The 13883-nt window shown below is 68.1% G+C and carries 15 protein-coding genes; 12 read left to right on the top strand and 3 right to left on the bottom strand.

Annotated elements, in window-relative coordinates:
* Positions 1 to 5 precede the first annotated feature (5 nt).
* Positions 6 to 1025 carry an aliphatic sulfonate ABC transporter substrate-binding protein gene (locus ACWEOO_RS38545; RefSeq protein WP_452147256.1) on the top strand — a complete coding sequence of 340 codons (1020 nt, stop codon included), beginning with the start codon at positions 6 to 8 and terminating at the stop codon, positions 1023 to 1025.
* The gene (locus tag ACWEOO_RS38540; protein ID WP_452147255.1) at positions 1022 to 2509 is read left to right on the top strand and encodes a sulfatase-like hydrolase/transferase; all 1488 of its coding nucleotides are present in this window, start codon (positions 1022 to 1024) and stop codon (positions 2507 to 2509) included. The genes ACWEOO_RS38545 and ACWEOO_RS38540 overlap by 4 nt, the downstream gene beginning before the upstream one ends.
* A gap of 42 nt (positions 2510 to 2551) precedes the next feature.
* Here ACWEOO_RS38540 and ACWEOO_RS38535 read toward each other — a convergent pair whose 3' ends face one another.
* On the bottom strand, positions 2552 to 3841 hold the full coding sequence (locus tag ACWEOO_RS38535) for a family 43 glycosylhydrolase (protein ID WP_452147254.1): 1290 nt from the start codon (positions 3839 to 3841) through the stop codon (positions 2552 to 2554).
* Positions 3842 to 4096: 255 nt separating this feature from the next.
* Between ACWEOO_RS38535 and ACWEOO_RS38530 the strand changes: the two genes are divergently transcribed.
* A complete protein-coding gene (locus ACWEOO_RS38530) occupies positions 4097 to 4744 on the top strand; it encodes a dihydrofolate reductase family protein (protein ID WP_452147253.1) in 648 nt (215 codons plus the stop codon).
* A gap of 3 nt (positions 4745 to 4747) precedes the next feature.
* Here ACWEOO_RS38530 and ACWEOO_RS38525 read toward each other — a convergent pair whose 3' ends face one another.
* Together ACWEOO_RS38525 and ACWEOO_RS38520 are read right to left on the bottom strand one after the other, a co-directional pair.
* Complete coding sequence (locus ACWEOO_RS38525; RefSeq protein ID WP_452147252.1) at positions 4748 to 5842, bottom strand: sensor histidine kinase; 1095 nt, start codon at positions 5840 to 5842, stop codon at positions 4748 to 4750.
* A complete protein-coding gene (locus tag ACWEOO_RS38520) occupies positions 5835 to 6509 on the bottom strand; it encodes a response regulator transcription factor (protein WP_452147251.1) in 675 nt (224 codons plus the stop codon). The genes ACWEOO_RS38525 and ACWEOO_RS38520 overlap by 8 nt, the downstream gene beginning before the upstream one ends.
* An 87-nt stretch (positions 6510 to 6596) precedes the next feature.
* Here ACWEOO_RS38520 and ACWEOO_RS38515 point away from each other — a divergent pair, with 87 nt between their 5' ends.
* From ACWEOO_RS38515 to ACWEOO_RS38475, 9 genes are all read left to right on the top strand, one after another.
* On the top strand, positions 6597 to 7190 hold the full coding sequence (locus ACWEOO_RS38515) for a M15 family metallopeptidase (RefSeq protein ID WP_452147250.1): 594 nt from the start codon (positions 6597 to 6599) through the stop codon (positions 7188 to 7190).
* Complete coding sequence (locus tag ACWEOO_RS38510; protein ID WP_452147249.1) at positions 7187 to 8314, top strand: lipid II:glycine glycyltransferase FemX; 1128 nt, start codon at positions 7187 to 7189, stop codon at positions 8312 to 8314. Before ACWEOO_RS38515 ends, ACWEOO_RS38510 begins: the two co-directional genes overlap by 4 nt.
* A gap of 256 nt (positions 8315 to 8570) precedes the next feature.
* Positions 8571 to 9002, top strand: coding sequence for a VanZ family protein (locus ACWEOO_RS38505; protein WP_452147248.1), 432 nt, complete (start codon positions 8571 to 8573; stop codon positions 9000 to 9002).
* Positions 9003 to 9011: 9 nt separating this feature from the next.
* Entirely contained in the window at positions 9012 to 10004 is a 993-nt protein-coding gene (locus ACWEOO_RS38500) for a D-isomer specific 2-hydroxyacid dehydrogenase family protein (RefSeq protein WP_452147247.1), read from the top strand.
* On the top strand, positions 9997 to 11064 hold the full coding sequence (gene vanA, locus ACWEOO_RS38495; protein ID WP_452147246.1) for a D-alanine--(R)-lactate ligase: 1068 nt from the start codon (positions 9997 to 9999) through the stop codon (positions 11062 to 11064). The genes ACWEOO_RS38500 and vanA overlap by 8 nt, the downstream gene beginning before the upstream one ends.
* Positions 11061 to 11663 carry a D-Ala-D-Ala dipeptidase VanX gene (gene vanX / locus ACWEOO_RS38490; protein WP_452147245.1) on the top strand — a complete coding sequence of 201 codons (603 nt, stop codon included), beginning with the start codon at positions 11061 to 11063 and terminating at the stop codon, positions 11661 to 11663. Before vanA ends, vanX begins: the two co-directional genes overlap by 4 nt.
* Positions 11663 to 12094 carry a GNAT family N-acetyltransferase gene (locus ACWEOO_RS38485; protein ID WP_452147244.1) on the top strand — a complete coding sequence of 144 codons (432 nt, stop codon included), beginning with the start codon at positions 11663 to 11665 and terminating at the stop codon, positions 12092 to 12094. Before vanX ends, ACWEOO_RS38485 begins: the two co-directional genes overlap by 1 nt.
* 261 nt (positions 12095 to 12355) lie before the next feature.
* Complete coding sequence (locus tag ACWEOO_RS38480) at positions 12356 to 12910, top strand: dihydrofolate reductase family protein (RefSeq protein WP_452147243.1); 555 nt, start codon at positions 12356 to 12358, stop codon at positions 12908 to 12910.
* Between the two features lie 404 nt (positions 12911 to 13314).
* Positions 13315 to 13800: an AAA family ATPase gene (locus ACWEOO_RS38475; RefSeq protein WP_452147242.1), complete on the top strand. Its 486-nt coding sequence runs from the start codon at positions 13315 to 13317 to the stop codon at positions 13798 to 13800.
* Positions 13801 to 13883 lie beyond the last annotated feature (83 nt).

Genomic DNA, 13883 nt, shown 5'->3' with positions numbered 1-13883 from the left:
ACCTCATGTCTGTCTCACGCAAGCTCTCGGCCCTCGCCGCCGGGGCCGTTGCTCTCACGCTCGCGCTCGCCGGCTGCGGCGGGTCGGACGACAAGGCGGCCGACGGCGGCCCGCTGCAGGAGGTGAACTTCGGCTACATCGCCGACTACAACGGCACCAGCCTGCTGGCGATCGCGAACGACCAGAAGCTCTGGCAGCAGCACGGTCTGAAGGCGAGCTCCAAGGTGTTCACGAACGGCCCGCTGCAGATCCAGGCGCTCGGCACCGGCGACCTCGACTTCGGCTACATCGGCCCGGGCGCGTTCTGGCTGCCGGCCTCCGGGCAGGCGAAGGTGATCGCGATCAACACGCTCGGCAACGCCGACCGGGTGATCGCCCGCTCCGGGACCACGTCGATCGACCAGCTGCGCGGCAAGACCGTCGGCGTACCGGAAGGCACGTCGGGTGACATGATCCTGACGCTGGCGCTGCAGAAGGCCGGGATGACGAAGAGCGACGTCAAGGTCGTGAACATGGACGCCTCGACGATCGTGTCGGCGTTCGCGTCGAAGAAGATCGACGCGGCCGGCTTCTGGTATCCCGCGATCGGGACGATCAAGAAGCAGGTCCCGGACCTGACCGAGCTCGCCAAGAACTCCGACTTCGAGGCGCAGGTCTCGTTCCCGACCGCGTTCGTGGCCGGTAACGACGTCGTGTCCGGCCAGAAGGACAAGACCGAGAAGACGATCGCCGTCCTGCGCGACGCGATGGCCTACCGCTCTGCCAATCCGGACAAGTCGATCGAGCTGACCGCGAAGATGCTCAACGTGCCGGTCGACCAGGTCAAGGCCGACGCGGGCAACGTCAAGGTGCTGTCGGTCGACGAGCTGGACGCCAAGACCAAGGACGGCACGATCGACAAGTGGCTGAACGGGATGGCCGACTACTTCGTCCAGGCCGGCAAGCTGAAGTCCAAGACCGACCCGAAGACGTACTACACCGGCGACCTGTTCACCGCGGCACGTTCCGGCTCGGTGGCGAAGTGACCGAGCCGCAGAACATCCTCTTCCTGATGACCGACCAGCACCGGGCGGACACGCTCGGTGCCTACGGCAACCAGTTGGGGACCACCCCGAATCTGGACGAGCTGGCCCGGACCGGGACCCGCTTCGACCGGTGGTACACGCCGACGGCGATCTGTACGCCGGCCCGGGCCAGCCTGCTCACCGGGCAGGCGCCGTTTCGGCACAAGCTGCTGGCGAACTACGAGCGGAACGTCGGCTACCTCGAAGACCTGGGCGAGGGCACCTTCACGTTCTCCCAGGCGTTGCGCGACCGCGGGTACAACTGCGGGCTGATCGGCAAGTGGCACGTCGGCACCGACAAGTCCGCCGGCGACTTCGGCTTCGACGGGCCCGACCTGCCGGGCTGGCACAACCCGGTCGATCACCCCGACTACCTGGCGTACCTGGCGGAGCGGGACCTCCCGCCGTACGAGATCTCGGACCGGATCCGCGGCACGCTGCCGAACGGCGGGCCCGGCAACCTGCTCGCCGCCCGCCTGCACCAGCCGGTCGAGGCGACCTTCGAGCACTACCTGGCGACCCGGGCGATCGAGATGCTCGAGCGGTACGCCGCGGAGGGCGGGAAGCCGTTCTTCCTGGCGCTGCACCTCTTCGGGCCGCATCTGCCGTACATCCTGCCGGACGAGTACTTCGACCTGATCGACCCCACGGACGTCGAGCTGCCGCGGTCGGTGGCGGAGACGTTCCAGGGCAAGCCGATGGTGCAGAAGAACTACAGCGCGCACTGGACGTTCGACACGATGCCGATCGAGACCACGCGCAAGCTGATCGCGATCTACCAGGGCTACGTCGCGCTGATCGACTTCGAGCTCGGCCGAGTGCTGGACGCGATGCAACGGCTCGGGCTCGCCGACGACACGTCGGTGTTCTTCACCTGCGACCACGGGGAGTTCACCGGCTCGCACCGGCTGCACGACAAGGGGCCGGCGATGTACGAGGACATCTACCGCACGCCTGGTCTGCTCCGGGTGCCCGGGCAGCCGGAGGGCGTCGTACGGAACGAGTTCGTCAGCCTGCTCGACTGCACCGCGACGATCCTCGAACTGGCCGGGGCCGACCCGAAGAACGCGGTCGACTCGCGGAGCCTGCTGCCGCTGGTGGGTGGCGAGCCGGCCGAGTGGGACGACGACATCGTCTGCGAGTTCCACGGGCACCACTTCCCCTATCCGCAACGGATGCTGCGCACGGACCGGTACAAGCTCGTGGTGAATCCGGACTCGGTGAACGAGTTGTACGACCTGGAGCTCGACCCGGACGAGCTGCTCAACGTGTACGAGCACCCGGAGCAGGCCGGCGTACGGTCGCAGCTGATGCGGCGGCTGTACACGGTGCTGCGCGAGCGGGGCGACAACTTCTACCACTGGATGACGTCCATGTACGACGTGGGCGACGTCGGCTACGACCCGACGATGAGCGGCCTCGACGAGACGACGTACCGGAAGTAACGCGCCGCGGGGCCCTCTGTGTGAGAGGGCCCCGCGGTCTGGTCAGGCGTTCTTCCGCCGCTGCACGTAGATGCGGTCGCTGCTCGGGCCGGTCCACTCCATCCGGACGACGCCTGGCACGGCGGCGTCGCCGGCTCGGGCCGGATCCGCCCAGTAGCCGGCGGCCGGATTGCGGAAGAAGGTCGCCCACAAACGGCCGGCGGCGTCGGTGAAGATGTTGTTGTGGCCGGCACCGACACCGGCTGTCCACCGGTGTGAGTACGGGCCTTCGAAGTTGTCGGAGACCGCCATGATCAGGTCGTACTGGTACTGGACACGGCCCGGCGCCGGCGGGTCGTAGGCGTTCCGAGCGGTGCCGTCCGGGTTCGTCGACGAACGGTCCCAGGCGGCGTGCAGGAGGTAGTACTTCCCACCGTGCTTGAAGACGTACGCGCCCTCCAGGTACGGCTCGGGCGTGTACGGGCTCTGCTGGAACGCCGGCAGACCGGTCGTCGGGACGATGTCCTCCATGTCGTCGCGGAACGGCGCGTAGAGGTTGTTGTGCAGAACGAGCCAGGCCTGGTCGCCCTCGGAGTACAGGCCGCCGTCGATGTGGTGGTACGCGCCGGGCAGGATGAAGCCCGGTCCGCCGATGAAGGAGTCCCCGAACGGCTTGTCCAGGTTGCCTTCGGCCAGGCGGTACGGTCCTTCGACGCCGCCCTCGCTGATCAGCAGGAACGAGCCGACCTTGCGGGAGTGGTCGCCCATGCAGGCCACGATGTACCAGGTGTCGCGGAAGTAGTGCAGCTCGGGCGCCCAGGCCTGGCCGCGCTTGCCGAACTGGGTGTCGTACCAGTACTCCTGCCACGGCGCGACGACGGTCCGGCCGGGCGTGTTCTCGCCGACGAACTCGGGCGACCACACCTTGCCCCGCTCGGCGTCGGCCCGGATCCCGGTGGTGTCGGCGAGTTTCCACGGCCCGTGCAACGAGGGCGCTGTCCAGACGAAGATGCCGTCGTTCCACGGCCCGGCCGCGGGCAGGCCCGGTACGCGCGTCGTACCCGTCGCGACGTACAGCGGGCGGCCGTTGACCTTGAAGCAGTTCACGTAGGTGTCGCGCATCCACACCCGGCCGAGCTCCGCGTCGCGCGGCCGCAGCTCGAGCGGCAGCACGAAGGAGTTGTCGTCCCGCGGCCACAGATCGAGCCGCGTGTCGGCCGCGCCGTACGGCTCGGGCTGGGGCCAGGCCGCCGGGTACCGCCCCGCATCCGCGTACGCCGCCGTGGAAGGGAGCGCCGCCGCGCCCACAACCCCCGCCAAACCGCCGAGAACCGTTCTCCTGTTGATCTCCATGCGCGCACGCTAGTCAGACTCATTTCAACGGTGAAGAACCGGCAAAAAGGTTCATGATGAGCGGTGTGAGACCAACCTTGCAGGCGGCGCCCGGCGCGTGGCGAGTCGCCTACCCCGTCGCGCTCCTGGCCCAGCGGTTCTACCGGAGGCGCTACTTCCGGGCTCTTTCGCGGTGATGTCAAGGTGGGGTGGTTGGCTCCGACATTGCTGTGAGGGCGCCGGGAGGCGGTGCCGGGTGATGTGAAGGAGCTTCAGATGTCCGAGGTGCGGGTTCACAACTTCGCGATTTCGCTGGACGGGTACGGCACGGGTGAGGGCCAGTCGCTCGAGGCGCCGTTCGGGCATGCCGGTGAGCGGCTGCACGAGTGGCTGGTCGGAACGCGGTTCTTCCACGCCGCGGACGGGCTGCCCGGCGGCACGCTCGGCGTCGACAACGCGTACGCCGAGCAGCACGATCCGGGGATCGGGGCCGAGATCATGGGCGCCGGCAAGTTCGGCCCGCCCGGCTGGCAGGACGACCCGGACTGGACGGGCTGGTGGGGCCCGAACCCGCCGTTCCACTCACCGGTCTTCGTCCTCACCCACCGCCCGCGCGCGTCGGTCGAGATGGAGGGCGGTACGACGTTCCACTTCGTCGAGGCGACCCCGGCCGAGGTGCTCGAGCAGGCGAAGGCCGCGGCGAACGGCGCCGACGTCCGCGTCGGGGGCGGGGCCACCGTCGTCCGGGACTTCCTCGCCGAAGGCCTGATCGACTACCTGCACGTCGCGCAGGTCCCGATCGTGCTCGGCCGCGGCGTGCGGCTGTGGGACGGCCTGGAGGCGCTCGACGACAGGTACGCCGTCGAGGTGGTCGCGTCCCCGAGCGGTGTCACGCACCTGACGTTCACGCTCAAGAAAGGCTGAGACCTACCGGGCGGCGGGCACGTGCACGGTGGCCCGCAGCCCGCCGCCGATCCGCGGCATCAGCGCCAGGCTCCCCTCGTGGGCGCGGGCGATGGTGTTGACGATCGCCAGGCCCAGCCCGACGCCGCCGTGATCGGTGCGGGTCCGCTCGGCGCCGCGCTGGAACGGCTCGATGAGCGTGGCGACCAGCCGCAGCGAGAGTTCCTCGCCGGTGTTCTCGACGACCAGCTCCGCGGTGCCGGAGCGAACGCCGGTCGTGATCCACACGGTGCCGTGGTCGGACAGGTTGTGCACGATCGCGTTGTGCAGGAGGTTCGTCGTCAGTTGCAGCAGCAGCGCACGGGAGCCGTCGGCCATGGCGATGCCGCCGGAGACCTCGATCGTCAGACCGCGCTTCTCGGCGAGCGGCAGCAAGGTTTCGACGGCCTCCTCCACCAGGAGCGACAGGTCGACAGGCTCCGGCGTGAACGACCGCTGGTCGGCGCGGCTGAGCAGGAGCAGCGCCTCGGTGAGGTCGATCGCGCGGTTGTTGACGGCCCGGAGACGGTCGACGAGGACGCGGTTGTCGCTGTTCAGGTCGTTACGGGCGACATCGAGCAAGGTCTGGGTGATCGCCAGCGGCGTACGCAGCTCGTGCGACGCGTTGGCCGCGAACCGCTGCTGCTCACTGACATGCGCTTCCAGCCGCGCCAGCATCGTGTCGAACCCGTCGGCGAGCTCGCGGAACTCGTCGCTCGGCCCGGGCAGCCGGATCCGGTGCGAGAGCGACCCGGTCGCGGCCAGTCTGGTGGCGTCGGTGATCCGGGTGAGCGGGGCGAGCATGCGGCCGGCCAGGAGCCAGCCGCCCGCGAGACCGAAGACCAGCAGGATCAGCAGTACGACGCCGGCCCGCGGCGCGAAGGTGCGCAGCAGCACGGAGCGGACCGGGAAGACGCCGTCGTCGATCCCGTCGGGGACGATGAGCATCGCCCGATCGGGCACGTACCGCAGCAGGAACGCCCAGACAGCGGCCAGCAGCAAGGCGCCGGCGAGCATCAGGAATCCCGCGTAGCTGAGCGTGAGTTTGAGCCGGACGCTCAGCCCGGGCTCCCTAACCATGCTTCGGCCCCGTGTCGATGCGATAGCCGGCACCGGCCACTGTCGCGATCAGCCACGGCTCGCCGAGGCGTTTGCGCAGCGCCGAGACCGTGATCCGTACGGCGTTCGTGAACGGATCGGCGTTCTCGTCCCAGGCTCGTGCCAGGAGGTCCTCGGCGCTGACGACACCGCCCTCGGCGGAAACCAGCACCTCGAGTACGGCGAACTGCTTGCGGGTCAGCGCGACGTACCGGCCGTCGCGGTAGACCTCGCGGCGGAACGGGTCCACGCGCAGCCCCGCGATCTCCCGCACCGGCGGGCGGCTGTGCGCGCGCCGCCGGTCGAGGGCGCGCAGACGCAGCACGAGCTCCTGCAGCTCGAACGGCTTGGTCAGGTAGTCGTCGGCGCCGAGCTCGAACCCGGACGCCTTGTCGTCGAGCCGGTCCGCGGCGGTCAGCATCAGGATCGGCAGACCGCTGCCGGAGGCAACGATCCGCTTGGCGACCTCGTCGCCGGACGGGCCCGGGATGTCACGGTCGAGAACGGCGATGTCGTAGGTGTTGATGCTCAGCAGCTCCAGCGCGGTGTCGCCGTCACCGGCCACATCCGCGGCGATCGCCTCCAAGCGCAGGCCGTCGCGGATGGCGTCGGCCATCTCGGGTTCGTCCTCCACAATCAGCACCCGCACATCCTCGATAGTACGAGGCGGCACGTATCGCGCACGTATCGAAAACCGGATACGCGCCGGCAACACGGCGCCGATTTGACTGGACACATGTCCGTCAGCGCACCGGCACCAGGCCGCCGTACCCGACTGTCGATCCGCGCGGCCCTCGTCGTCGCGAACGTGGCGATCATCGGCGTGTTCGTCCATCAGACGCTGGCGTTCCCGTCGTTCTCGGCCGGCGCCGCCCTCGGCGAGCCGGACGGCGCCGTACCCGAGGGTCTGACGGTCTTCGACGACCACATCCCGGCGGTCGGCAACCTCGACCCCGCCCTGCTCGGCGCGCTGCGCCGGGCCGCGACGGACGCTGGGAACGAGGGGGTCAAGTTCTACGTCAACAGCGGGTGGCGCACACCGGCGTACCAGGAGCAGCTGCTGCGGGACGCGGTCTCGAAGTACGGCTCGATCGAGGAAGCGGCCCGCTGGGTCGCTACGCCCACCACGTCCCCGCATGTTCTGGGGCAGGCGATCGACATCGGGCGCTCCGACGCCACGGCCTGGCTGGCCGAGCACGGCGCGCGGTACGGGTTGTGCCAGATCTACGACAACGAGCCGTGGCATTACGAGCTGCGGCCCGAGGCCATCTCCCACGGCTGCCCGCCGCGGTACGCCGACCCGACGCACGACCCGAGGATGCAGCGGTGACGCTGAGCGTCGCGCCGATCAGCTCTGCCGAGCACCTCGCGTACCTCGGCACGCAGCGGTCGGTCAGCTTCCTGCAGACGCCGGCCTGGGGCCGTGTGAAGACCGAGTGGCGGAGCGAGTCCCTCGGCTGGTACGACGGCCCGCGGCTCGTTGGGGCTGGGCTGGTTCTGCATCGGCCGGTGCCGCGGCTCGAACGGCATACGTTGGCCTATCTGCCCGAGGGGCCGACCATTGATTGGACCGGTGATCTCCGCAGGTGGCTCGACCCGCTGGCGGCATACCTGAAGGCGCAGGGGGCATTTGCGATCCGGCTTGTGCCGCCGTTGCGCACGCACAGCTGGAGCGCCGAGCAGGTCAAGGCGGGGATCGCCGATTCGGAGGTTGGGCGGCTTACCGAGGTGCCTGGTGCTGTCGATGCTTTGGGCGCTCGCGTGACGAGCCAGCTGAGCGCGGCCGGGTGGTTGCCGCAGAGCCCGGAGGACGGGTTCGGTGCGGGTCAGCCGCAGTTCAAGTACGAGGTCCCGCTGGCCGGCCGGAGCGAGGACGACGTGCTCAGAGGGATGAACCAGCTTTGGCGCCGCAACATCAAGAAGGCGGCCAAGGCGGGAGTCGAGGTCACGGTCGGGGACGACCTGAAGGCGTTCCACGATTTGTACGTCCATACGGCTGCGCGCGATCACTTCACGCCCCGGCCGTTCGGGTACTTCGAGACCATGTTCGCGGCGATGAGCGCTGAGGCTCCCGAGCGGATCAAGCTCTACCTGGCACATCATTCCGGTGACCTCGTCGCCGCCACGATCCTGGTCCGGGTCGGCGCGTACGCGTGGTACTCGTACGGTGCCTCCGCGACCGAGAAACGCGACGTGCGCGGCTCGAACGCCTGCCAGTGGGCAATGATCCGCGACTCACTGGCGGCGGGGTGCGACGTCTACGACCTGCGCGGCATCACTCCCACGCTCTCCGCCGACGATCCGCACGTCGGCCTGATCCAGTTCAAGGTCGGCACCGGAGGCCAGGCGGTGCGCTACGTCGGCGAGTGGGACCTGCCGCTGCGCCCGGTGATGTACCGAGCCTTCGACCTGTACATGAGGCGACGCGAACACCTGAGAAGCAAGCGGAAGTAACACGATGCTCAGCGACTGGCACCACCTGCTCGGCACCTACACCGGCGTAGCGCTGCTAACCGCCGCAACCGCCCCACTGGCCATACTCCTCACCTGCACACTGGCCCTACGCCGAAGCACCCGCAACCCAACCCACACGCTTACCTCGTCAACGCCGGCAACCCCGCCGCACACCCCGCCGGCTCCGGCACCCACGTCGGCGGGCGCGCACCACACATCCGCGGTCCCGCGGCGTGCGGCGGCGTGGGTGTGGTGGATGGCGGTCGCCGACGTGGGCATGGTCTACGGGACGGTGCCCTGGGTCTGGATGACGATGTTGCCGGGCAGCGGGGCGGGTGAGGTCCCGGGCCGGCTCAGCCTGGTCCCGTTGCGCGATCTGTTGTCGATGTCACCCTTGCAGATTGTCGGCAATCTACTGGTCTTCGCAGCGTTGGGCTTCTTCGCTCCCCTGCGGTTCGCGAGGCTGGCGTCGATCCCGCGGGTCCTGGGCCTCGCGGCGGGCTGCTCGGTGCTGATCGAGCTCGCGCAGTACGTCCTGCAGCTCGACCGAGTGACGTCGGTGGACGACGTACTGCTCAACGCACTCGGCGCCGGGCTGGCAGCGCTGGCCTCACGCCCCTGGTGGCACCCCACATTTCGTGGGCATATCGAAAACCGGATACGGACCGGCAACACCACCTCGCCTTGACTTGAAGGCATGACCTACAGCGAACCGGCGGGGACCGCCGTACGGAGTGCCGAACGGCTCGCGGGCATCACGATCTTCGGATGCGAGCCGGACGAAGCCGCACTGTTCCACGAGCTGTCGGCACGCTTCGGCATCACCCCGATCATCACCGCAGCACCGATCTCCGAGGCCACCATCGACCTGGTCGCCGGAAGCTGCATCAGCGTCGGCCACAAGACCCGAGTCACGAACCCCACGCTGCGCGCACTCAGCCGCGCCGGGGTCAGGTACATCTCCACCAGAAGCATCGGCTGCAACCACATCGACGTGAAGTACGCCGCACAACTCGGCATCACGGTCGGCAACGTCACCTACTCCCCCGACAGCGTCGCGGACTACACGGTGATGCTCATGCTGATGGCGATCCGGACCATGAGATCGATCCTCCGCCGCACCGACGCCCACGACTACCGCCTGGAACCGATCCGCGGGCGGGAACTGCGCGACCTGACCGTCGGCGTCGTCGGCACCGGCCGGATCGGCATCGCGGTGATCGACCGGCTGCAAGGCTTCGGCTGTCAAATCGTTGCCCATGACAAACGTTTACGGGTCCCGCTCGAGGACGTGTTGCTGCAGAGCGACATCGTGACGCTCCACACGCCTCTCACCGCAGAGACCCGGCATCTGCTGAGTCGCCGCCGGATCGAGCAACTCAAGCCCGGCGCGTACGTGATCAACACCGGCCGCGGAGCACTCCTCGACACCTCCGCCCTGATCGACGCCCTCGAAAGCGGCCGACTGGGCGGTGCGGCACTCGACGTACTCGAAGGCGAAGAAGGGATCTTCTACGCCGACCGCAGGAATGAACCCGTCGACAGCGAACTGCTGCTGCGACTGCAGCGGCTGCCCAACGTGCTGATCAGCCCGCACACGGCCTACTACACAGACCACGCACTCCGCGACACGGTCGAGAACTCCATCCTCAATTGCCTGAACTTCGGAAGCAGGGAGCACCATGGATAAGTTGAAGATCGGCATTCTCTTCGGCGGCGACTCCGAGGAACACCCGGTCTCGGTCAAGTCCGCGCAGGAGCTCGCCCGGAATCTCGACCTGGACAAGTACGAGCCGTACTACATCGGGATCACCCAGCAGGGTGCCTGGAAGTTGTGCGACGGTCCCGGTCCGGACTGGGAGATCGGCAAGTCGAGCCCGGTCGTGCTGTCGCCGGACAGCAGCACGCAGGGCCTGCTCGTCCTGGAGTCCGACCGGCTGGGATCGCGGATCAGAGTGGGGCAGTACAGGACGATCAACCTCGACGTGGTGCTTCCCGTTCTGCACGGCAAGCGCGGCGAGGACGGCGCGATCCAGGGTCTGCTCGAGCTGTGCGGCATTCCGTACGTGGGCTGCGACATCCAGAGCTCCGTGCAGTGCATGGACAAGGCGCTGACGTACACCGTCGCCAGGAGCGCGGGGATCGCGACGCCGAACTTCTGGATCGTCACGGCAGATCAGCCGATCGACGCCGAGCAGTTCAGCTACCCCGTCTTCGTGAAGCCGGCCCGGTCGGGCTCGTCGTTCGGGGTCACCAAGGTCTCGCATCGTGACGAGCTGCCGGCCGCGCTGGAGACCGCGCGTCAGTTCGACTCGAAGATCCTGATCGAAGAGGCCGTCGTCGGCAGTGAGATCGGCTGCGCGGTCATGGGCAACGACCTGGATCTGATGACCGGCGAACTGGACCACATCGCGCTGACCCACGGGTTCTTCAAGATCCACCAGGAGGACTCGCCGGAGAGCGGCTCCGAGAACTCGACTCCGATCGTTCCCGCCGACATCCCGGACGAGGCACGGGTGCTCGTCCAGGAGGCGGCGAAGGCGGTGTACGGCGCGCTCGGCTGCCGCGGGCTGGCGCGTGTCGACATGTTCCTCACGACTGACGGGCGGCCGGTGCTCAACGAGGTGAACACGTTCCCGGGGATGACGTCGTACAGCCGGTATCCCCGGATGATGGCGGCGGCCGGCGTACCGCTCGGCGAGGTGATCGACCGGCTCGTGTCGGTGACGCTGACCGGGAAGCTCCAGTGAACACCGACTTCGGGTACGTCGACGTGCCCGGGATCCGGTGGGACTCGAAGTACGCGACCTGGGACAACTTCGTCGGGAAACCCGTCGACGGGTATCTGGCGAATCGCATCGTCGGGACCACAGCGCTGTGCGCGGCGCTGGAAACGGCATCGGGGAAGGCCGAGGCGCGCGGCTTCGGACTGCTGCTGTGGGACGGGTATCGCCCGCAGCGTGCCGTGGACCACTTCCTGCGCTGGTCGACGCAGCCGGAAGACGGCAGGACGAAGTCGCGCCACTACCCGAACATCGCACGGGTCGACATGGTCTCGTCGGGCTACGTGGCTGTGAAATCCGGCCACAGCCGGGGCAGCACCGTCGACCTGACGCTGTACTCGTTGGGGACCGGCGAGCTCGCGGCCATGGGCGGCGGCCACGACCTGATGGACCCGATCTCGCACCACGGCGCGCCCGGCATCTCGGACCTCGAGGCACAGAACCGGCAACACCTCCGCGCCGTCATGGAGGCTGCCGGTTTCGTTGGCTGCGCCCACGAATGGTGGCACTACACACTGCGGGACGAGCCGTATCCCGACACGTACTTCGACTTCCCGATCGTGTGATGCGGATCCGACCGGCGCGCAGTACCGACGCCATCGACGCGTTGCTCGAAGAACTGGGCTATCCGCAGCAGGACCCGGCCGTCACCGCAGCCCGCCTGCAGACGTGGGCCGAGGATCCGGCCGGGGCGGCGTACGTCGCCGAGGCAGACAACCGTCTCCTCGGCGTCATCGCCGTCCACATCATCCCGTTCTTCGAACGCGAAGGCACCTGGGCCCGCATCGTGGCCCTGGTCGTCTCATCCCAAGCCCGCCGCCAAGGCGTAGGCACCCTGCTCCTGGAGGCCGCCGAATCCTTCGCCACCACCCAAGGCTGCCTCCGCCTGGAAGTAGCCAGCTCCAACCACCGCGCCCCCGCCCACACCTTCTACCAATCCCACGGCTACACCAACCAGTCCACAACCTCATCCCGCTTCCTGAGGACCCTCAGGTAGGCCGCATTCAGTCGCCAGAGGTGGGCGGTCGAATCGTTGCGACTGGAACTGGGAGACATGCTCGATGCGCACCCGGACGAGCACAGCACCGCCTCAACGCCGACGCCGGCGACGGACTTGGTGCCTCCGAGGATCTCGGGGCTGGCAGGTTGTCGGATCGGGGCCGGGCTGTTCGTAGTACAGGTGAGAGGCGGCCGGAAGCGGGCTGCCGGAGACTAGGAGTGGTGGCATGAGCTGGTTTGGCAACGGTGGGGTGACGGCATGTTGATCTACTCGATGGGTGTGTCGGCGGACGGCTACATCTCCGACCGCGACGGTGGGCTCGACTGGGGCGACACGAACGACGAGCAGTACCGCTTCCACATCGCCGAGACCAGCGAGCTGGGCTGCATGCTGCTCGGCCGCAGGCTGTACGAGACCATGCTCGTCTGGGACACGGACAAGTCGCTCAGAGACACCGAGCGAGGAGCCGCCTTCGCCGAGGTCTGGTGTGCTCTCCCGAAGGTCGTCTTCAGCCGCACGCTGGACAGCGTCGAAGGCAACGCCCGGCTGGCCACCGCACCACTGGCCGACGAGATCGCCGCAGCGCAAGCCGCGACCGACAAGCACGTCGGTATCGGCGGCGCCGCCCTAGCCGCGGCAGCCATCGAACTCGACCTCGTCGACGAACTACGCATGCTCCGCCACCCGGTCGTCATCGGCGGCGGCACCCCGTTCCTGCCCCCGGTCACCAAGCCCATCCCCCTGGACCTCATCGAGACCAGAACAGTCGCCACCCGCCTGATCTACGAACGCTACCGCCGCACCCAACACTGAACCGCACCACACAGAGACGAGGAAGGAGCGGCCGAATCGCCCGTACAAACGCGCCAGACGGCCGCCCCAGCCCACACCCGAAACCACGCACGCCCGGACCGCTCGTACGAACGCGAGACCGCGCCCGGGGTCGCACCTGAAAGCACACGGGCCGCGGCCGACCGGCCAGCAGACAACAGCCGGGCAAGAGCCCGAGCAAACCCGGCTGCGCATACCCTGCGTCGACCACCGGGTCTGCCGCCGACGATCAGGGCCGGCCGTCGTTCATGGTCCCGGCCCAGACGCCGCGTCCAGTGCCCCTCGTCGAGCTGGACGTACTGCGCCACGGACGCTCCGGGAACGAACGGAGCCGCACGCCCCGAGAGCCAACCCAAGCGCGACCGCCGGTCGTTACGATGGCGCGCATGGCGAAGCGTAACTACCTCGTCGAAGGAGGTTCCGGGACCGGTAAGAGTTCGGTCTGCCAAGAACTCCGGCGGCGTGGGTACAACGCCGTGGACGGCGACAACGAGCTCGCGTATCAGGGAGACCCGGAAACCGGCACGCCGACCGAAGGTGACATCCGCTACGAGCACCATATCTGGGACGTCGCGAAGGTCCGCGAACTCGCCGCCGACACAACGAACGAGGTCACTTTCTTCTGCGGCGGATCGCGGAACCTCCACAAGTTCCTCGATCTCTTTGACAAGGTGATCGTGCTGGACGTGGACGCCGAGACACTCGAGCACAGACTCCGTAACCGGGGCGCTTGGGGTGGAGACGCCCAGCAGAGGGAGTTCATACTCCGCCTGCACGCCACCAGAGCAGGCGTACCGGAAGGAACGATCATCGACACCGCACGCCCGTTGAGCGAAGTCGTCGACACCGTCCTGAAGCTCGCCGACTCCTGATTGCGGACCCAGCCGCACGACGAAGTACCCAGATGTGCTGGTACCCGCGACCGCCTGCGTATCCGGCCGGCTGCATGTCGGAT

It is taken from the genome of Kribbella sp. NPDC004138, from assembly GCF_053603655.1.
This window is presented reverse-complemented; position numbering and strand designations above follow the sequence as displayed.

What these genes read in the sequence shown, in the direction of transcription:
- vanA (WP_452147246.1), top strand. Translation starts at nt 9,997, where the DNA reads ATGGATAAGTTGAAGATCGGCATTCTCTTCGGCGGCGACTCCGAGGAA.
- ACWEOO_RS38535 (WP_452147254.1), bottom strand. Translation starts at nt 3,841, where the DNA reads ATGGAGATCAACAGGAGAACGGTTCTCGGCGGTTTGGCGGGGGTTGTG.
- ACWEOO_RS38505 (WP_452147248.1), top strand. Translation starts at nt 8,571, where the DNA reads ATGGCGGTCGCCGACGTGGGCATGGTCTACGGGACGGTGCCCTGGGTC.
- ACWEOO_RS38485 (WP_452147244.1), top strand. Translation starts at nt 11,663, where the DNA reads ATGCGGATCCGACCGGCGCGCAGTACCGACGCCATCGACGCGTTGCTC.
- ACWEOO_RS38545 (WP_452147256.1), top strand. Translation starts at nt 6, where the DNA reads ATGTCTGTCTCACGCAAGCTCTCGGCCCTCGCCGCCGGGGCCGTTGCT.
- ACWEOO_RS38515 (WP_452147250.1), top strand. Translation starts at nt 6,597, where the DNA reads ATGTCCGTCAGCGCACCGGCACCAGGCCGCCGTACCCGACTGTCGATC.
- ACWEOO_RS38475 (WP_452147242.1), top strand. Translation starts at nt 13,315, where the DNA reads ATGGCGAAGCGTAACTACCTCGTCGAAGGAGGTTCCGGGACCGGTAAG.
- ACWEOO_RS38530 (WP_452147253.1), top strand. Translation starts at nt 4,097, where the DNA reads ATGTCCGAGGTGCGGGTTCACAACTTCGCGATTTCGCTGGACGGGTAC.
- ACWEOO_RS38525 (WP_452147252.1), bottom strand. Translation starts at nt 5,842, where the DNA reads ATGGTTAGGGAGCCCGGGCTGAGCGTCCGGCTCAAACTCACGCTCAGC.
- ACWEOO_RS38500 (WP_452147247.1), top strand. Translation starts at nt 9,012, where the DNA reads ATGACCTACAGCGAACCGGCGGGGACCGCCGTACGGAGTGCCGAACGG.
- ACWEOO_RS38480 (WP_452147243.1), top strand. Translation starts at nt 12,356, where the DNA reads ATGTTGATCTACTCGATGGGTGTGTCGGCGGACGGCTACATCTCCGAC.